This window comes from Rhizobium sp. Leaf341 (assembly GCF_001424325.1).
Taxonomy (GTDB): domain Bacteria; phylum Pseudomonadota; class Alphaproteobacteria; order Rhizobiales; family Rhizobiaceae; genus Ferranicluibacter.
The window spans coordinates 1-19,645 of record NZ_LMPE01000008.1; the positions used below are offsets into that span (position 1 = coordinate 1).

15 protein-coding genes, 1 tRNA gene and 2 pseudogenes are annotated in these 19,645 nt (G+C 60.6%); 1 reads left to right on the forward strand and 17 read right to left on the reverse strand.

Annotated features, from left to right (window positions below; translation table 11 throughout):
- The 4 genes and pseudogenes from ASG03_RS21785 to rpsL form a co-directional block, all read right to left on the reverse strand.
- A pseudogene (locus tag ASG03_RS21785) lies at window positions 1–63 on the reverse strand (GTP-binding protein); the annotation flags it as partial.
- A 67-nt stretch (window positions 64–130) separates the two neighbouring features.
- Window positions 131–2,230: an elongation factor G gene (fusA, locus tag ASG03_RS09730; protein ID WP_062693453.1), complete on the reverse strand. Its 2,100-nt coding sequence runs from the start codon at window positions 2,228–2,230 to the stop codon at window positions 131–133.
- 29 nt (window positions 2,231–2,259) lie between these two features.
- Window positions 2,260–2,730, reverse strand: coding sequence for a 30S ribosomal protein S7 (gene rpsG / locus ASG03_RS09735; protein ID WP_018325882.1), 471 nt, complete (start codon window positions 2,728–2,730; stop codon window positions 2,260–2,262).
- 57 nt (window positions 2,731–2,787) lie between these two features.
- Window positions 2,788–3,159: a 30S ribosomal protein S12 gene (gene rpsL / locus ASG03_RS09740; protein WP_003507760.1), complete on the reverse strand. Its 372-nt coding sequence runs from the start codon at window positions 3,157–3,159 to the stop codon at window positions 2,788–2,790.
- 547 nt (window positions 3,160–3,706) lie between these two features.
- Between rpsL and ASG03_RS09745 the strand changes: the two genes are divergently transcribed.
- Complete coding sequence (locus tag ASG03_RS09745) at window positions 3,707–4,003, forward strand: hypothetical protein (protein WP_062472490.1); 297 nt, start codon at window positions 3,707–3,709, stop codon at window positions 4,001–4,003.
- 94 nt (window positions 4,004–4,097) lie between these two features.
- Here the strand turns inward: ASG03_RS09745 and ASG03_RS09750 are convergent, their stop codons facing one another.
- From ASG03_RS09750 to ASG03_RS21790, 13 genes and pseudogenes are all read right to left on the reverse strand, one after another.
- The gene (locus tag ASG03_RS09750; RefSeq protein WP_162241373.1) at window positions 4,098–4,586 is read right to left on the reverse strand and encodes a DUF995 domain-containing protein; all 489 of its coding nucleotides are present in this window, start codon (window positions 4,584–4,586) and stop codon (window positions 4,098–4,100) included.
- A gap of 208 nt (window positions 4,587–4,794) precedes the next feature.
- Window positions 4,795–9,000, reverse strand: coding sequence for a DNA-directed RNA polymerase subunit beta' (rpoC, locus tag ASG03_RS09755; RefSeq protein WP_062472486.1), 4,206 nt, complete (start codon window positions 8,998–9,000; stop codon window positions 4,795–4,797).
- Window positions 9,001–9,196: 196 nt separating this feature from the next.
- Window positions 9,197–13,336 carry a DNA-directed RNA polymerase subunit beta gene (gene rpoB / locus ASG03_RS09760; protein ID WP_062472483.1) on the reverse strand — a complete coding sequence of 1,380 codons (4,140 nt, stop codon included), beginning with the start codon at window positions 13,334–13,336 and terminating at the stop codon, window positions 9,197–9,199.
- Between the two features lie 265 nt (window positions 13,337–13,601).
- On the reverse strand, window positions 13,602–13,979 hold the full coding sequence (rplL, locus tag ASG03_RS09765; protein WP_062472481.1) for a 50S ribosomal protein L7/L12: 378 nt from the start codon (window positions 13,977–13,979) through the stop codon (window positions 13,602–13,604).
- A gap of 59 nt (window positions 13,980–14,038) precedes the next feature.
- A complete protein-coding gene (gene rplJ, locus ASG03_RS09770) occupies window positions 14,039–14,560 on the reverse strand; it encodes a 50S ribosomal protein L10 (protein WP_062472478.1) in 522 nt (173 codons plus the stop codon).
- A 329-nt stretch (window positions 14,561–14,889) separates the two neighbouring features.
- Window positions 14,890–15,588 (reverse strand): 50S ribosomal protein L1, encoded by a 699-nt coding sequence (gene rplA, locus ASG03_RS09775; RefSeq protein ID WP_062693455.1) that lies wholly within the window; start codon window positions 15,586–15,588, stop codon window positions 14,890–14,892.
- Between the two features lies 1 nt (window position 15,589).
- Window positions 15,590–16,021: a 50S ribosomal protein L11 gene (gene rplK / locus ASG03_RS09780; RefSeq protein ID WP_062472474.1), complete on the reverse strand. Its 432-nt coding sequence runs from the start codon at window positions 16,019–16,021 to the stop codon at window positions 15,590–15,592.
- A 231-nt stretch (window positions 16,022–16,252) separates the two neighbouring features.
- Window positions 16,253–16,783, reverse strand: a complete 531-nt coding sequence (nusG, locus tag ASG03_RS09785) for a transcription termination/antitermination protein NusG (protein WP_062472494.1) — start codon at window positions 16,781–16,783, stop codon at window positions 16,253–16,255.
- A gap of 16 nt (window positions 16,784–16,799) precedes the next feature.
- On the reverse strand, window positions 16,800–17,000 hold the full coding sequence (secE, locus tag ASG03_RS09790) for a preprotein translocase subunit SecE (RefSeq protein WP_062472472.1): 201 nt from the start codon (window positions 16,998–17,000) through the stop codon (window positions 16,800–16,802).
- Between the two features lie 234 nt (window positions 17,001–17,234).
- Window positions 17,235–17,310 (reverse strand) — tRNA-Trp (locus ASG03_RS09795).
- 152 nt (window positions 17,311–17,462) lie between these two features.
- Window positions 17,463–18,122, reverse strand: coding sequence for a hypothetical protein (locus ASG03_RS09800; protein WP_062693456.1), 660 nt, complete (start codon window positions 18,120–18,122; stop codon window positions 17,463–17,465).
- A gap of 305 nt (window positions 18,123–18,427) precedes the next feature.
- On the reverse strand, window positions 18,428–19,342 hold the full coding sequence (locus ASG03_RS09805) for an NAD-dependent epimerase/dehydratase family protein (protein ID WP_062693457.1): 915 nt from the start codon (window positions 19,340–19,342) through the stop codon (window positions 18,428–18,430).
- 240 nt (window positions 19,343–19,582) lie between these two features.
- Window positions 19,583–19,645 (reverse strand): annotated as a pseudogene (locus ASG03_RS21790) (elongation factor Tu); the annotation flags it as partial.

The window sequence follows — 19,645 nt, forward strand, 5'->3', positions numbered from 1 at the left end:
GACGTGACCGATCGTTCCGATGTTCACGTGCGGCTTGTTGCGTTCAAACTTGCTCTTTGCCATTTTCGGCTCTCCATCTGTGGCCCCTTGCGGGGTTCAATTCTGTTTAACGGGCGTCAGTTGGCTCCGGTCACTTCTGACCGGAGTACTTCGCCTGGATTTCGGTTGCGACGTTCGACGGAACCGGTGCGTAGTGATCGAAGACCATCGAGTACTGCGCGCGGCCCTGGCTCATGGAGCGCAGGTTGTCGACGTACTTGAACATGTTGGCCAGCGGGACGTTCGCGCTGATCACGACCGCGATGCCGCGGCTTTCCTGGCCCTGGATCTGCCCGCGACGGGAGTTCAGGTCGCCGATGACGTCGCCGACATAATCTTCCGGCGTCACGACTTCGACCTTCATCATCGGCTCCAGCAGCTGAGCGCCGGCCTTGCGCGATGCTTCACGGAAGCAGGCACGCGAGGCGATTTCGAAGGCGAGGACCGAGGAGTCGACGTCGTGGAAGGCACCGTCGATGAGCGTCGCCTTGACGCCGAGCATCGGGAAGCCAGCCAGCGGGCCGGACGAGAGAACGCTCTCGATGCCCTTCTGAACGCCGGGGATGTATTCCTTCGGAATGGAACCACCAACGATCTTGGACTCGAACTTGAAGTCGTCGCCATCCGGATTGGGTTCGAAGATGATCTTGACGCGCGCGAACTGGCCGGTACCACCGGACTGCTTCTTGTGCGTGTAGTCTTCCTCGTGCTTCTTCGTGATCGTCTCGCGATAAGCAACCTGCGGCGCACCGACGTTGGCTTCGACCTTGAACTCGCGACGCATGCGGTCGACGAGAATGTCGAGGTGAAGTTCGCCCATGCCGGCGATGATCGTCTGGCCGGACTCTTCGTCCGTCTTGACGCGGAACGACGGATCTTCAGCTGCCAGGCGGTTGAGCGCGAGGCCCATCTTTTCCTGGTCGCCCTTGGACTTCGGCTCGATCGCGATCTGGATGACCGGCTCGGGGAATTCCATCCGCTCGAGGATGACCTGCTTCAGGGGATCGCAAAGCGTGTCGCCCGTCGTGGTTTCCTTGAGGCCTGCGAGAGCGACGATGTCGCCTGCAAACGCTTCTTCGATGTCTTCACGCGAGTTGGAGTGCATCTGCAACATACGCCCGACGCGCTCGCGCTTTTCCTTGACCGTGTTCATGACCGACGTGCCCTTTTCGAGCTTGCCGGAATAGATGCGGGCGAAGGTCAGCGAACCGACGAAGGGGTCGTTCATGATCTTGAACGCGAGCATGGACAGCGGCTCGTCGTCGGAAGCATGACGCTCGATCTCGCCTTCCGTCTTGACGTCGATGCCCTTGATGGCAGGGATGTCGGCCGGCGACGGCAGGTAATCGCAGACGGCGTCTAGCAGGGGCTGAACGCCCTTGTTCTTGAAGGCCGTGCCGCAGAACATGGGATGGAACTTGACGTCGATGGTGCCGCGGCGAACGAGCGCACGGATCTGATCGTTGTCGGGCATGACACCGTTCAGGTAGTTTTCCATCGCTTCTTCGTCGATGTCGACAACCGTCTCGATCAGGAGTTCGCGGTATTCCTGCGCCTGGTCCTTCATGTCATCGGGGATTTCGACGACGTCCCACTGAGCGCCGAGCGACTCGTCGCGCCAAACAAGCGCGTTCATCTCGATCAGATCGACGACGCCCTTGAATTCCGTTTCCGCACCGATCGGGAGCTGCATGACGACCGGGATCGCACCGAGGCGCGACTTGATCATGGACACCGAGCGATAGAAGTCAGCGCCGGTCTTGTCCATCTTGTTGCAGAAGATCATCCGCGGAACGTTGTACTTCTCGGCCTGGCGCCAGACGGTTTCCGTCTGCGGCTCCACGCCGGCGTTGGCGTCGAGCAGAGCGATCGCACCGTCGAGAACGCGCAGCGAACGCTCGACTTCGATCGTGAAGTCGACGTGGCCGGGGGTGTCGATGATGTTGAAGCGACGCATCTTGCCGTCGCGACCCTTCCAGTAGGTCGTGGTCGCAGCCGACGTGATGGTGATGCCGCGTTCCTGCTCCTGCTCCATCCAGTCCATGGTGGCAGCGCCGTCGTGCACTTCGCCGATCTTGTGCGACTTGCCGGTGTAGTAAAGAATCCGCTCGGTGGTCGTGGTTTTGCCGGCGTCGATATGCGCCATGATCCCGAAATTGCGGTAATCTTCGATTTTATATTCGCGAGCCATGATGGACTGCCTTTCGAGACGTTCGTCTATTACCAGCGATAATGCGAGAAAGCGCGGTTGGCATCGGCCATCTTGTGCGTGTCTTCGCGCTTCTTCACTGCGCTGCCGCGGTTGTTTGCGGCATCCATGAGTTCGCCGCAGAGGCGATCGATCATGGTGGTTTCGTTGCGCTTGCGAGCTGCGGCGATGAGCCAGCGGATAGCGAGAGCCTGACGGCGCTCCGGACGAACATCGACCGGAACCTGGTACGTTGCACCACCAACGCGGCGCGAACGGACTTCTACGTGCGGGGCGATGTTGTCGAGCGCCGAATGGAACACGGCGACCGGCTCCTGCTTCAGCTTGCCCTGGACGGCGTCGAAAGCACCGTAGACGATGTTTTCAGCAACCGACTTCTTCCCATGAAGCATGATGGCGTTCATGAACTTGGTGACAACGAGATCGCCGAACTTCGGGTCCGGGTTGATCTCACGCTTTTCTGCACTATGGCGACGGGACATATGTTTCGTCTCTCAACTTTATCTTTGTTTACCCAGCGAAATGGCGCTGGTGATCGATTACTTCGGACGCTTCGCACCGTACTTGGAACGGCGCTGCTTACGGTTCTTGACACCCTGGGTATCGAGAACACCACGGATGATGTGGTAGCGAACGCCCGGCAAGTCCTTCACGCGGCCGCCGCGGATCATCACGACGGAGTGTTCCTGGAGGTTGTGGCCTTCGCCCGGGATGTAGCCGATGACTTCGAAGCCATTCGTCAGGCGGATCTTGGCAACCTTACGGAGAGCCGAGTTCGGCTTCTTCGGGGTCGTCGTGTAGACGCGTGTGCACACGCCACGCTTCTGCGGATTTTCCTGAAGCGCCGGTACCTTGTTGCGCTTGACCTGTGCCTGACGCGGCTTGCGGATCAGCTGGTTTACGGTAGGCATATAACCATCCCTTGCAAAATCTTCGTTACCCTCTCGGGCGGATCAATGCCGTCTCCGGCTTTGCGTACGCTTGAAAATGCGCGAACAAGGGCCGATCCGCGTTTCAGCAGATGCCCCATGAAAAGCAGAGGACGCCATTTCGGGCGTCTTGCGTGCAGCATTCTTGGTCTTCAGCGTGCGTTTGAACCTTGTTTGAGGCGAACTCCAGAACGTGTCGTTCCGAACCAGCCAGCCTCACATGGGCTCCGATGAGGCGGGGTGTACTGTTTTACCCCCCTCCCGTCAAGGGCAAATCCCAAAGATTCTCCCGCGCTTGCGGCCCAAAAGCCCGCATTTGCGGGCTTTGTGACACCCTCTCCGCCGGCGCTCGCCCCCAGGCGCCAGTGGCGAGGAACAGGCATCGGGAGAATCGGCAACAGAAGATCTAAAGAATCGCATGCCTCAAGAGAAGCAGCGGGAACGAATTGTCGCGGCCGCAGCTTTTGCTATAGATCACCCGATCGGCGCTCCATGCCGCATTATCAAAGACCCGACAAGAGGAGTCTCCATGACGGTCCTGCCCGACAATGACAACAATTCCGACGATCCGATGGTGTTCATCATCATCGGCAAGGCCTTTGAGCAGGACGGAGACGGCGATGGCGTCGACATCCACGTCGTGCTGCGTGCCGCGGATGACGACTCCGCCGTGCGCGAGGCCCTGAATGCCTTGGCCGAGGAAGGCTTTCTGGAGGCAGACCTCGACCAGATCGGGATGCTGGAAGGCGTGCCGGACGACGAGCCGCATGCTTCGGCCTACAAGGGCGCTCTGGACGGCGAAGTTGCGATCATCCGATTCAACTGAGGTATACCGGGCCTCGCCCGCGTTCCTCTGCCAGATTGCTGGCTTATGAAGCGAAAGAGGGAAACGCTCCTGCGTGCCCCTCTTCCTTCTCGCCCTACTGTTCGAACTTCGCCTTTACGGCGTCCGCCTCCTTCGAGGCCTTGTCGCCCTTGATGAGCTTCTTGTCTTCGCCGGTATAGATATTACCCTCGTATTGGGCGTCGCTGTTTTCGACGTTCTTGGTCCAGATTTTCTTGCCGGCCTTGTAGAACTCGTTGCAGGCGTTCTCGTGGAAAGGCGCAGCCGTCTTCTTTGCGGTCCGCCAATCGATCTCGTAGCACATCTTGTTGCCGGTGACCGTCCATTTGCCTTCCCCGACGGCCTCGCTTCCCTTCTTCGGGTACAGGCCGATGACCTTTCCATCCGCCGCCCAGAAGGCGCGCGCGGGTTTCCAGTCGGTCGTGTTGCCGCTGAAAAGAGCCGTAACCTCCTCAGATGTCATCGCGGTCGCGGTCGCGGGCAGCTTCGCGTCGTTCTTCGCCGCCGCCGTCCCACTTGCAAGCAGCAGGCCCATCAGAGCCATCGCCACGGTTGTCGTCTTCATCTCCATCCCTCCGTTAGACCGTCATCCGGCAGCCACATGGCTGCCACGACGAGGCGGATCATAGAGCAGATGCCTCCATAAGCAATCTCGGATGCATGACTCCGCCTGCCCTCGGGTCAGCATTCAACGAAAAGGATGCCGCGGTGACCGCACGCAAAAGCCGCCCGGATCGCTCCGGGCGGCTTTGTCATATTTCGAACGCCTGCGCTTACTCGGCGGCTGCGTTTTCGGACGCCATGTCCGCGAGCATCGGGGTCGCGGTATCCGCACCCGTCGACTTGCGGCGTTCCTCGAGGATCATCTCGTCGCGTGCCGTGGCGATGCGACGGATCTGCGTCATGGTTCCGCCGGTACCGGCCGGAATGAGACGGCCGACGATGACGTTTTCCTTGAGGCCCTGGAGACCGTCGGTCTTGCCGGCGATCGCAGCTTCCGTCAGCACCTTGGTCGTTTCCTGGAAGGATGCGGCCGAGATGAAGGACGGCGTCTGCAGGGACGCCTTGGTGATGCCGAGCAGAACAGGATCGCCATAGGCCGGCTTCTTGCCCTGTTCGATCAGCTGGTCGTTGACGTCTTCCAGTTCGATCCGGTCCACGCTGTCGCCCACGATATAGGTGGAGTCGCCGGCGTCGGTGACTTCGACCTTCTGCAGCATCTGGCGAACGATCACCTCGATGTGCTTGTCGTTGATGACAACGCCCTGGAGACGGTAGACTTCCTGGATCTCGTTGACGAGGTAGGACGCCAGAGCTTCCACGCCCTTGATCGCCAGGATGTCGTGCGGCGCCGGGTTACCGTCGAGGATGTAGTCACCCTTTTCGATATAGTCGCCGTCCTGAAGGTGGAAGGGCTTGCCCTTCGGGATCAGGTACTCGACCGGTTCGACACCGTCTTCCGCCGGCTCGATCAGCACGCGACGCTTGTTCTTGTAGTCGCGACCGAAACGGATCGTGCCATCGATCTCCGCGATGATCGCGTGGTCCTTCGGACGACGCGCTTCGAAGAGTTCGGCAACACGCGGCAGACCACCGGTGATGTCCTTGGTCTTGGCGCTTTCCAGCGGCGAACGCGCAAGCACGTCACCCTGGGACACCTTCGTGCCGGGCTCGACCGACAGGATCGCATCGACCGAGAGCAGGAACCGGGCCTCGCCGCCACGCGACAGCTTGGCAACGGCGCCGTTCTTGTCCTTGATGACGATCGCCGGCTTCAGGTCGATACCGCGCGGCGTCGAACGCCAGTCGATAACCTGACGCTTGGTGATGCCGGTCGCTTCGTCCGTCGCTTCGAGAACCGAGATACCGTCGACGATATCTTCGAAGTGAACCGTTCCTTCGACTTCCGTCATCATCGGACGCGTGTAGGGGTCCCACTCCGCGAAACGCTGACCGCGACGAACCTTGTCGCCGTCGTCCACGAAGATCTTCGATCCGTAGGCGACACGCTGCGAGGACCGTTCCACGCCGCGCTCGTCCAGGATCTGGATCGCCATGTTGCGGCCCATGGCAATGAGGATGCCATCGGAGTTGCGCAGCATGTTGCGGTTCTTGATCTGGATCGTGCCTTCGTACGACGCTTCCAGGAACGACTGGTCGACCACGTTGGCCGTGCCACCCAGGTGGAACGTCCGCATGGTGAGCTGCGTGCCCGGTTCGCCGATCGACTGGGCCGCGATGACGCCGACCGCTTCACCCATGTTGACAGGGGTACCGCGGGCAAGGTCACGACCGTAGCAGACGCCGCAGACGCCGGTCTGGATTTCGCAGGTCAGGGCCGAGCGGATCCGGATCGACTGGATGCCGGCCTTCTCGATCTCGACAACGTCGGCTTCGAGGATCATGCGGCCTGCATCGACGATGCGCTCACCCGTGACCGGATGATCGATGTTGTCGAGAGCCGTACGACCCAGAACGCGGGCGCCGATGGAAGCAACGACCTGACCGGCATCGACGATGGCGGTCATGGTGAGGCCGTTTTCGGTGCCGCAATCCACCGAGTTGACGATGCAATCCTGCGCCACGTCCACGAGACGACGCGTCAGATAGCCGGAGTTCGCCGTCTTCAAGGCGGTATCTGCGAGACCCTTACGGGCACCGTGCGTCGAGTTGAAGTACTCGTTAACGGTCAGGCCTTCCTTGAAGTTCGAGATGATCGGGGTCTCGATGATTTCGCCCGAAGGCTTGGCCATCAGACCACGCATCCCGCCCAGCTGACGCATCTGGTTCGGAGAACCACGGGCGCCGGAGTGCGACATCATGTAGATCGCGTTCATCGGCTTCTGACGGCCGTTGTCATCGAACTCGACGGCCTTGATGCGGGCCATCATGTCTTCGGCGACCTTTTCGGTGGCCTTGCCCCAGGCGTCGACGACCTTGTTGTACTTTTCGCCCTGGGTGATCAGGCCGTCATTGTACTGCTGTTCGTATTCCTTCACCAGCGACTCGGTGTCGCCGACGATCTTCGCCTTGGTTTCCGGAATGACCATGTCGTCCTTGCCGAACGAAATGCCGGCGCGGCAGGCATGGGCAAAGCCGAGCTGCATGATCCGGTCGCAGAAGATGACCGTGTCCTTCTGTCCGCAGTGGCGATAGACCGTGTCGATCATCTTGGAGATGTTCTTCTTGGTCAGTTCCTGGTTGCAGACGTCGAACGGCACGTTGTGGTTCTTCGGCAGGAGTTCGCCGATGAGCATACGTCCCGGGGTCGTTTCGAAGATCTTGGAGACCGGCTTGCCGTTCTCGTCGACCGACTTGAAGCGACCACGGATCTTCGCATGCAGCGTGACCGACTTGTTGTCGAGCGCATGGTGCAGTTCCCCGATGTCGGAGAAGGCCATGCCTTCGCCCGGCTCGTTCTGGTTCATGATCGACAGGTAGTAGAGCCCGAGAACCATGTCCTGCGACGGAACGATGATCGGTGCGCCGTTGGCCGGGTGCAGGATGTTGTTGGTCGACATCATCAGCACGCGCGCTTCCAGCTGCGCTTCGAGCGACAGCGGGACGTGAACGGCCATCTGGTCACCGTCGAAGTCGGCGTTGAACGCCGTGCAGACGAGCGGGTGCAGCTGGATCGCCTTGCCTTCGACCAGCGTGGGCTCGAACGCCTGGATGCCGAGGCGGTGCAGCGTCGGCGCACGGTTCAGGAGAACCGGATGCTCGCGGATGACCTCGTCGAGGATATCCCAGACTTCCGGCTTTTCCTTCTCAACCAGCTTCTTGGCCTGCTTGACGGTGGACGAGAAGCCCTTGGCGTCGAGACGGGCGTAGATGAAGGGCTTGAAGAGCTCGAGCGCCATCTTCTTCGGCAGGCCGCACTGGTGCAGCTTCAGTTCCGGACCCGTCACGATGACGGAACGACCGGAATAGTCGACGCGCTTGCCGAGCAGGTTCTGGCGGAACCGGCCCTGCTTACCCTTCAGCATGTCCGACAGCGATTTCAGCGGGCGCTTGTTGGCACCCGTGATGACGCGACCGCGACGGCCGTTGTCGAACAGCGCATCGACGGATTCCTGCAGCATGCGCTTTTCGTTGCGGATGATGATGCCCGGCGCCCGCAGTTCGATCAGCCGCTTCAAACGGTTGTTACGATTGATGACGCGGCGATAGAGGTCGTTGAGGTCGGACGTCGCGAAACGGCCGCCGTCCAGGGGAACGAGCGGGCGCAGATCCGGCGGGATCACCGGAACGACCTTCATGATCATCCATTCCGGGCGGTTGCCCGACTCCATGAAGTTCTCGACGATCTTCAGACGCTTCATCAGCTTCTTCTGCTTCAGCTCGGACGTGGTGTCAGCCATGTCCTGGCGCAGATCGCCGGCGATCTTCTCGAGGTTCATCGACGCGAGCATCTCGTAGATGGCTTCCGCACCGATCATCGCCGTGAACTGATCTTCGCCGAACTCGTCGACGGCGATCATGTATTCCTCTTCCGAGAGAAGCTGGTTCTCCTTGAGGGAGGTCAGACCCGGCTCGGTGACGATGTAGTTTTCGAAGTAGAGGACGCGCTCGATATCCTTCAGCGTCATGTCGAGCAGCGTCGCGATGCGGCTCGGCAGGGACTTCAGGAACCAGATATGGGCAACCGGGGCTGCGAGCTCGATGTGGCCCATGCGCTCGCGGCGAACGCGCGACAGCGTGACTTCAACGCCGCACTTTTCGCAGATGATGCCCTTGTACTTCATGCGCTTGTACTTGCCGCACAGGCATTCGTAGTCCTTGATGGGTCCGAAGATGCGCGCGCAGAACAGGCCGTCACGTTCGGGCTTGAACGTCCGGTAGTTGATGGTTTCCGGCTTTTTGATCTCGCCGAACGACCAGGAGAGAATCTTCTCCGGCGACGCGATCGAGATACGGATCGAGTCGAACGTCTGTGCCGGCATCTGCGGATTGAAAAGGTTCATGACCTCTTGGTTCATGCCTATCTCCTTTGGGGCATAGCCCCTTATCTTGAGCGAGGATGGCCGACATTTCCCGGGGCGTCGGCCCCTCTGCTCGTCAAACGGATAAAACCGCATCGGGTGCGGCTCAGCGGCCTGCCCCGTCATCGCCTCTGAGGACGACGACCGGCGGGACCTGCGCGCGCCTTGTTCAGGCGCGCGCGTCAATCGCGTTTTATTCAGCGGCGTCCGGCAGCTGTGTCGGCTGGAGGTCTTCAAGCTTCGAGTTCTCGAGCTCGACGGACAGGCCGAGAGAGCGCATTTCCTTGACGAGAACGTTGAAGCTCTCGGGAATGCCTGCCTCGAACGTGTCGTCGCCACGCACGATCGCCTCGTAGACCTTGGTGCGTCCGGCCACGTCGTCCGACTTCACCGTCAGCATTTCCTGCAGGGTGTAGGCGGCGCCGTAGGCTTCCAGAGCCCAGACTTCCATTTCCCCGAAGCGCTGACCGCCGAACTGGGCCTTGCCGCCGAGCGGCTGCTGGGTGACCAGCGAGTAAGGACCGATCGAACGCGCGTGGATCTTGTCATCCACGAGGTGGTTCAGCTTCAGCATGTAGATGTAGCCCACCGTGACCTGACGGTCGAACTGATCACCCGTACGGCCATCATAGAGCGTCGACTGACCGGAGATCTTCAGGCCGGCCTGCTCCAGCATCTCGTTGACGTCGGCTTCCACCGCACCATCGAAGACCGGCGTTGCGATCGACACGCCGCGGCGCGTCTGTTCGGCCAGACGAACGATGCTGTCGTCGTCGTAGTCCTTGATCGGCTCGCCCTTCGGACCGGATCCGATGACGCTGTCGATGGTGTCGCGCAGCGGCTTGATGTCGGCGCCTGCCTTGTAGGCGTCGAGCATGTCACCGATCTTGCGACCCATGCCGGCACAAGCCCAGCCGAGGTGCGTTTCAAGGATCTGTCCGACGTTCATGCGCGAGGGCACGCCCAGCGGGTTGAGAACCACGTCCACATGCGTACCGTCTTCGAGGAACGGCATGTCCTCGATCGGAACGATGCGCGAAACGACACCCTTGTTGCCGTGACGGCCGGCCATCTTGTCGCCCGGCTGGATCTTGCGCTTCACAGCAACAAAGACCTTCACCATCTTCATGACGCCCGGAGGCATTTCGTCGCCGCGCTGGACCTTTTCGACCTTGTCCATGAAGCGATGCTCGAGCAGCGACTTCGACTCGTCGTACTGGCCCCGCAAAGCTTCGATTTCGCCCTGAGCCTTTTCGTCCTCGACGGCGAACATCCACCACTGCGAGCGGGGATATTCGGAGACGATCGCGTTGGTCAGCTCCGTGCCCTTCTTGAAGCCCTTCGGACCTGCCACAGCGGAATGGCCGCGCAGCATCTCGATCAGGCGGGCATAGACGTTGCGGTCGAGGATCGCCTGTTCGTCGTCGCGGTCCTTTGCGAGACGTTCGATTTCCTCGCGCTCGATCGCCATCGCACGCTCGTCCTTTTCAACGCCGTGGCGGTTGAAAACGCGAACTTCAACGATGGTCCCGAACGTGCCGGGCGGCATGCGCATGGACGTATCGCGGACGTCGGAGGCCTTCTCGCCGAAGATGGCACGCAGAAGCTTTTCTTCCGGCGTCATCGGGCTTTCGCCCTTCGGCGTGATCTTGCCGACGAGAATATCGCCCGGCTGCACTTCCGCACCTATGTAGACGATACCGGCTTCATCGAGGTTCTTCAGCGCTTCTTCCGAAACGTTCGGGATGTCGCGCGTGATTTCTTCCGGCCCGAGCTTCGTGTCGCGCGCCATCACTTCGAATTCCTCGATGTGGATGGAGGTGAACACGTCGTCGCGCACGATGCGCTCGGACAGAAGGATCGAGTCCTCGTAGTTGTAGCCGTTCCACGGCATGAACGCGACGAGCGCGTTGCGGCCGAGAGCGAGATCGCCGAGGTCGGTCGAAGGACCGTCCGCAATGATGTCGCCCTTGTTCAGGATGTCACCGACGGTGACCAGCGGACGCTGGTTGACACAGGTGTTCTGGTTGGAGCGCTGGAACTTCTGCAGGCGATAGATATCGACGCCGGACTTGCCGGCCTCGAGCTCTTCCGTCGCCCGGATGACGATACGCGTCGCGTCGACCTGGTCGACGACGCCGCCACGGCGTGCCGCGATGGCAGCGCCAGAGTCACGGGCAACAACCGGCTCCATGCCGGTGCCAACGAACGGTGCTTCGGCACGCAGCAGCGGCACGGCCTGACGCTGCATGTTGGAGCCCATGAGCGCGCGGTTCGCATCGTCGTTCTCGAGGAACGGGATGAGAGCGGCGGCGACGGACACCAGCTGCTTCGGCGAAACGTCCATCAGGTTGATCTGGTCGCGCGGCGTCAGCATGACTTCGCCCGAGTGACGGCAGACGACGAATTCTTCCTCGAATTCATTGTCGGCATTCAGCACGGAGTTCGCCTGGGCGACGTGGTACTTGGCCTCTTCCATCGCGGAGAGGTAGACAACTTCGCGGGTAACCTTGCCGTCGACGATCTTGCGGTACGGGCTCTCGATGAAGCCGTACTTGTTGACGCGGGCGAACGTGGCCAGAGAGTTGATCAGACCGATGTTCGGGCCTTCCGGCGTTTCGATCGGGCAGATACGGCCGTAATGGGTCGGGTGAACGTCGCGGACTTCGAAGCCTGCACGCTCGCGGGTCAGACCACCCGGTCCAAGAGCCGAAAGACGGCGCTTGTGCGTGATTTCCGAAAGCGGGTTCACCTGGTCCATGAACTGCGACAGCTGCGAGGAACCGAAGAACTCGCGCACGGCAGCCGCCGCCGGCTTGGCGTTGATCAGGTCCTGCGGCATCACGGTGTCGATCTCGATCGACGACATGCGCTCCTTGATGGCACGCTCCATGCGAAGCAGGCCGAGACGGTACTGATTTTCCATCAGTTCGCCGACGGAACGGACACGGCGGTTGCCGAGGTTGTCGATGTCGTCGATTTCGCCCTTGCCGTCACGCAGCTCGACCAGCATCTTGACGACCGCCAGGATGTCTTCCTTGCGCAGAACACGAACCGTGTCCGGGCAATCGAGATCGAGACGCATGTTCATCTTGACGCGACCGACGGCCGAAAGGTCGTAGCGCTCCGCATCGAAGAACAGCGTGTTGAACATGGCTTCGGCCGAATCCATGGTCGGCGGCTCGCCCGGGCGCATGACACGGTAGATGTCAAACAGCGCGTCCTGACGGTTCTCGTTCTTGTCGACGGCGATCGTGTTGCGGATGTAGGCGCCGACATTGATATGGTCGATGTCGAGAACCGGGATCTCTTCGAAGCCCGCGCCGAGGATGACGCCCAGCGTCTTCTCGTCGATCTCGTCGCCGGCTTCCAGGAAGATTTCGCCGGTTTCCATGTTGACGAGGTCTTCGGCAAGGTAGTTGCCATAGAGATCGTCGTCGGACGCCTTGATCGCCTTCAGGCCCTTCTCGGTCAGGGACCGGAGCAGGCGCGGCGTCAGCTTCTTGCCGCTTTCCACGACGACTTCGCCGGTATCGGCGTCGATCATCTCGGTGATGGCCTTCTGGCCCTTCAGGACCTCGGGCTGGAACGGAATCCGCCATCCCTTGCCATCACGCTTGTAGAAGGACTTGGTGTAGAACGTCTCGAGGATCTCCTCGCCGTCCATGCCGAGTGCCATCAGCAGGGACGAGACGGGGATCTTGCGGCGACGGTCGATACGCGCATGAACGATGTCCTTGGCGTCGAACTCGATGTCGAGCCAGGAACCGCGATAGGGGATGACGCGCGCAGCAAACAGAAGCTTGCCCGACGAGTGGCTCTTGCCCTTGTCGTGGTCGAAGAACACGCCCGGCGAACGGTGCATCTGCGAGACGATGACGCGCTCGGTGCCGTTGACGATGAACGTGCCGTTGTTCGTCATGAGCGGCATGTCGCCCATGTAGACGTTCTGTTCCTTGATGTCCTTGATGGACTTCGCACCCGTATCCTCGTCGATATCGAACACGATGAGGCGCAGCGTCACCTTGAGCGGCGCCGCATAGGTCAGATCGCGCTGACGGCATTCATCGACGTCGAACTTCGGCGGCTCGAATTCATAGGAAACGAATTCCAGCATGGACGCGCCGGAAAAGTCGCTGATGGGGAAGACGGACTTGAAAACCGACTGCAGCCCTTCGTCAGGACGGCCGCCAGCCGGCTCCTTGACCATCAGGAACTGATCATAGGACGCCTTCTGAACCTCGATGAGGTTCGGCATCTCTGCGACTTCGGGGATTTTGCCGAAAAACTTGCGTACGCGCCTGCGACCGTTAAACGTAAGGGTCTGAGCCATCGTCGCTCCTTCAATATGTGCATCCGGGCCTGCAACGGACGGGGATCGATGGCCAGTCGACCCCGTCTAAGATGGATTGTTCAATCTCGTCTCGCGGTCCGGGACACAAAGCGCGGAATGCCGTGTCGTCCAGGTACCGGGACCATCCTCTTGAAGAACCCATTACCGAAAAGCCGAATTTTTGGGGGCTTTTGGGTAATACGTTCGAAAAACGGTCAAAGAGAGGCAGCCCTTTCGGGCCGCCTCTCTCCGTCATAAAGCCAGATTACTTGACGTCAACCTTGGCGCCAGCATCTTCGAGCTTCTTCTTGAGGTCGGCAGCTTCAGCCTTGGAAACGCCTTCCTTGACGGCCTTCGGAGCAGCTTCGACCAGGTCCTTGGCTTCCTTGAGGCCGAGGCCGGTGATCGCGCGGACTTCCTTGATGACGTTGATCTTGTTAGCGCCGGCTTCAGCCAGGATAACGTCGAACTCAGTCTTTTCTTCTTCGACGGGAGCAGCAGCGCCAGCGCCGCCGGCAGCAGCAACGGCTACCGGTGCAGCAGCGGAAACGCCCCACTTTTCTTCGAGAAGCTTCGACAGTTCTGCAGCTTCCAGAACGGTCAGCGAGGAGAGGTCTTCAACGATCTTAGAGAGATCAGCCATTGTCATAGTTCCTTTTGTTCAATTCGAACCGATGTTGATATAAACAGCGAAAAACCGCCTTACGCGGCTTCTTCGTCCTTCTTGGCATAGGCCGCGAACACGCGGGCAAGCTGGCTTGCCGGTGCTGCAACAACGCCTGCGATACGGGTAGCCGGGGTCTGGATCATGCCCAGCAGCTTTCCACGCAGTTCATCCAGCGAAGGCAGGGTCGCAAGCGACTTGACGCCTTCCGCATTCAGCGTTGTGGTGCCCATGGAACCACCGAGAACAACGACCTTGTCGTTGGTCTTGGCGAAATCCACGACGACCTTGGGAGCCACGATCGGGTCATTGCTGTATGCAATGAGCGTCTGACCCTTGAAGAGATCGACGATCCCTTCGGACTCCGTACCCTGAAGGGCAATCTTGGCCAGGCGGTTCTTCGCGACTTTGACGGTGCCGCCAGCTGCGCGCATCTTCGAACGAAAATCGTTCATTTGCGCAACGGTGACGCCGGCATAGTGGGCCACGACAACCGAACCGGAAGCCTTGAAGACTTCGTTCAGCTCCGTGACGAATTCGCGTTTTTCCGCTCTTTCCACTGCCTATCTCCAGTTGGCAGACCGCAATCCTGCAGGCCTGCCGGGTTTGCCTTTGCCGCGCGGGATCTTTGACGATCCCGGGCGACGCTCGAGGATCCTGTCCCCTGCGAAGCGCCAGAGGCGCTCACAAGGCAAGCCGAGGTTCGAACCGATATTTCCCGCAGGCCGTGGCCTCGGGACAAATTCGGGTCTCACCCGTCTCATGCAGGCATCAGTGATTAAGGGATAACCACCTGCAATCTCGGACAGGAGTTCCAGGCCGAAGCCTGGATATCCGGCCCCGAAGGGCCGGAATTCGTAAGCGGCAGGGCTTGCGCCCTGCCGACACATCAGGCGACGCTGAGCGTCGACAGATCGATCTTGACGCCCGGACCCATGGTCGAGGAAATCGCGATGCGCTTGACGTAGTTGCCCTTGGCACCTGCCGGCTTCGCCTTCACGACCGCATCCGCAAAGGCGCGGATGTTTTCTTCCAGCGCACCCGGTGCGAACGAGGCCTTGCCGATACCGGCATGGATGATCCCCGCCTTTTCGACGCGGAACTCGACAGCACCGCCCTTGGATGCCTTGACGGCGCCGGTGACGTCCATGGTCACGGTGCCGACCTTCGGGTTCGGCATCATGCCGCGCGGGCCGAGAACCTTACCGAGACGGCCGACGAGCGGCATCATGTCCGGCGTGGCGATGCAGCGATCGAAATCGATCTTGCCACCCTGGACGATCTCGACGAGATCTTCGGCACCAACGACGTCTGCACCGGCAGCGCGGGCTTCGTCAGCCTTTGCGCCACGTGCGAAGACGGCAACGCGAACGTCGCGGCCTGTGCCGTTCGGCAGATTGACGACGCCGCGGACCATCTGGTCTGCGTGACGCGGGTCAACGCCGAGGTTCATAGCAACTTCGATGGTCTCGTCGAACTTGGCGATCGCCCGTTCCTTGACCATGCCGATGGCGTCCGACAGGCTGTAGATCTTCGTGGGATCGACGCCTTCGCGGGTCTTCTGTACGCGCTTTGCAAGCTTTGCCATCTTACGCCACCACTTCCAGACCCATGGCGCGGGCGGAGCCCTCGATCATGGTCATTGCGCCTTCGATATCGGCTGCATTGAGGTCCTTCATCTTGGCTTCGGCGATCGACTTGATCTGAGCCTTGGTGAGGGTGCCGGCAACGCCGCCCTTGCCCGGGGTCTTGGAACCCGAGGTGATCTTCGCTTCCTTCTTAAGGAAGTAGCTGACCGGCGGCTTCTTCATCGCGAAGGTAAAGGACTTGTCCTGGAAGTAGGTGATGACGACCGGGATCGGCATGCCCTTTTCCATTTCCTGCGTAGCGGCATTGAACGCCTTGCAGAATTCCATGATGTTGATGCCGCGCTGACCAAGTGCAGGACCGATCGGCGGGGACGGATTGGCCGACCCTGCCTTCACCTGCAGCTTGAGCTGGCCCATAACTTTCTTAGCCATTACTCTCTGCCTTTTCTCTGTCCCGGGCTCCGGATGGCCCCGAAGGGCGCACCGCAGACCGGGCGTTTGACCGGTTTCCCGATCACGGATGCCATATCGCGATGCGATGCGGCGGCTGCGGTTGCGTGGTTCGGTTGTCGGGTCCGGCTAAGAGCCCGTCCCCTTCCACGCGAATGGCGGCGCAAGCGCCGCCTGATAGCCCGCCTTGCAGCAGGCCGTCATGACGTCGGCTCAGACCTTTTCGACCTGAGCGAATTCGAGATCCACCGGCGTAGCGCGACCGAAGATCGACACCTCGACCTTGAGACGAGCCCGCTCCTCGTCGACATCCTGAACGATGCCGTTGAACGAGGCGAAGGGGCCGTCGGAGACCCGGACCTGCTCGCCGACCTCGAACGAGATCGACGGCTTGGGGCGGTCCACACCGTCCTGAACCTGGCCAAGAATGCGCTCGGCTTCATGGTCCGGGATCGGAACAGGCTTATTGTCGGAACCGAGGAACCCGGTGACCTTCGGCGTGTTCTTGATGAGGTGATAGGCCTCATCCGTCAGGTTGGCGCGAACAAGCACGTAACCCGGGAAAAACTTGCGCTCGGCATCGACCTTGCGGCCGCGGCGCACTTCCACAACTTTCTCGGTCGGAACGAGGATCTTTTCGAACAGATGGCTCAAGCCCTTCTGCTTGGCCTTCTCTTCAATCGACTCGGCGACCTTCTTCTCGAAATTCGAATAGGCGTGAACGATATACCAACGCGGAGCCATGTTCATTCCCACTCGATTAGATGCCAACATTGAGGACGAGGCCGATCAGCCAGCCCATCAATTGATCCGCAGCAAAAAAGAACGCCGCAGCAAGGATGACCATGATGAACACCATCAAGGTGGAAATCACGGTTTCCCGGCGCGAGGGCCATGTCACTTTTGCCGTCTCGGAGCGGACCTGCTTCAGAAACGTTACGGGATTAGTCTTCGCTGCCATTGAATGCTCACGCCTTGACGGCCCGTAAAGCTGAACGCTCAGCCCCACGCGCCGCGTGTCTGTTGGACCCTACATAAAGACCGATTCTGAAAATCACAAGGACTTTCCGATCTTTTAAACGAATTCTGCCATCAGCCCCGGGCTTTGCCGAACGTGCACGGAGCATGTCAGCGGGGCATGTTTCCAGAGGTCACGGCGGGTATCACGCTATATGGCAAACGCCATCAAAACATATGGCAGGGGCAGCCGGGCTTGAACCGACGACCTGCGGTTTTGGAGACCGCCGCTCTACCAACTGAGCTATACCCCTTCGCGTCACGCCGGAACAGCTCCTTGGAGCGTATCGTCGTCGTGGCGACCGTGCGCTCCTTTAAGACGCGCGCGCGGGATTGGCAAGGGCTCTTTTGATCTTTTCGCCCTCGCCTTCGCGCGGCACCCGACGGGGCGGTGTCGATATTTCCGCTACCAGGTGAAGGCATAGGAGAGGCCGATGCTGGCCTGCCGCTTCGTCTCGAAGGGCGCGGCGAGCACCGCCGTCATGTTCATCTTGCGCGTGATCTGCTGCTCGACGCGGACGAGATGGGTGATGCCACGGGTGTCAGACGCATATTGGCCCTCCGCCACAATGGCTGTCCCGGTGGCCAGCGACGTCAGGCGCGCAGCCTGATGGACGGTGACCGCGTCGCAGCGCTTCAGATGGTCGGAACAGAAGAGATTGACGCCGCGGATGCGTTCCAGATCGAAGGCTTCACTGAGAATCCGCGTCCGGGTCGTGCTGACATCGACATGCCCGCTTCCGCTGCGCGGATCGAACGACCCGTCGATGGACCGGCTGGTGACCACCGCGGTGCGGACCCCGCTCCGAGAGGCGGCCCGCACCCACACGTCGACAGGCGCATCCTCGACACGGCCCGAGCGTGTGGCGGCGACCGCCAGGTCCGCCCCGGCACTTGCCTCACCAATGGCAGGCAGCTTGACGCCCATCCGCAGATGCAGGCCATTGTCCCCCATCCGGGTGGGTTGCCAGATCAGCCGATCCGCCGCGGAGGCCGCCGGAATGTGCGCAACGCTTGCAAAGGCAAGCCACGCGACGGAAAGCGCCGCCCCGGACATCATCTTCATCGAAGGGTTCCACCGTTCCGGGCGCGCAATCGAGAAAATCGACGCAAGAGCCCTGCCATGATTCATTGCCTGGAACGCGGACCGCACAGGCAAGGTCGATACCGCTCATCCGGCCATCGCCAAAGCGGAGGTCCTGGACATGAGCGTTTCTTGTATCGGCGGTACATAGGCTGAACAGCCAAGGGGCGGAACCCCAAAATCTTGTCGGTCATTCTGAGGATGGGGCCGCCCGGTCAGGTGTGACCGGGCCCATGCCCGTAGAAGAGCGTCATCAAACGCCCCGCAGGTCAAGGAGAAACGTGGCGTCAGCCAGATTGCTTCACGTACTTGCGCCAGTCATGCTCCTCGCGAAAGCCGAGCACGTCCCGGATCTTGCGATTCGACAGCAGGCTTTCATAGGTCCCGAGCTCGCGGGAGACCGGCACATTGGGAAAGTGATCGCGGAGCAGGTCAGCCGTCGGCGTGTTCGCGGACGTGGTGTCGTTGGCCGCGTTGAAGACCTGGAAACCGAGGCCGTCCTTCTCGATGGCGAGCTTGCAGATCTGCCCGAGATCGCGCGCATCGATATAGCTCCAGGCGATGCGCTTGCGGATGGTCGGATCGGCAAACCAGGTCGGGAACATCGCATATTCGTGCGGTTCGATCACGTTACCGATGCGGATGGCGTAGATATCGATGCCGAACCGCGCTGCGAACGCCCGCGCCGTTTTTTCGTTCAGCACCTTCGACAAGCCGTAGCTGTCCATCGGGTTCACATCGTCGTCCTCTTCCAGCGGGAAGTGGACGACATCCCGGTGTCCCTCCGCAAAGCAGATGCCATAGGTGGTTTCGCTGGATGCGACGAGGATCTTGCGTACGCCGAATTTGGCAGCGGCCTCGATGACGTTGTAGGTGCCGATGGTGTTGATGCGGAAGGTCTCGTTGTCGGGCTTGATCAGGATGCGCGGGATGGCCGCGAAATGCACGACGGCATCGTAGGTGCGCATGCCCCTGCCCTTGCCGATCGGCGCGCGATCGAGATCCGGCATGTCGGCATGCATGGACAAGGCGTTGAACACCTGGCCGCTGTCGGTGATGTCGACAATGAGATTGGTCACGCCGGGATGGTCCAGTGGCACGAGGTCGAGATTGTGTACCTCGTAGCCCGCCTCCACCAGATAGGGCACGACGTGGCGGCCGGCCTTGCCCGCGCCGCCGGTGAACAGAATGCGTTTCGTCACGTGAAATCCTCCAGAATGCCAAGGCGCAACTAACGCATTGGCGGCAAAGGACAAGTGGTTTGCGAAAGCGCGTCTCTCCGTTCCCGACCTGCCGCAGATGCGCGTATCGGAAGCGGCAGCCCCGATGTGCGAATTTCTGATCCCCGAAAACGACAAAAGCGCCACCCGAAGGCAGCGCTTTCCAGACGTCGGATGTCACGACGTCATGGCGGATGCGCCATGCCGTCGCTCGTTTGAAGTTTACTCGACGATCGAAGCCACGATGCCGGCGCCGACGGTCCGGCCGCCTTCGCGGATAGCGAA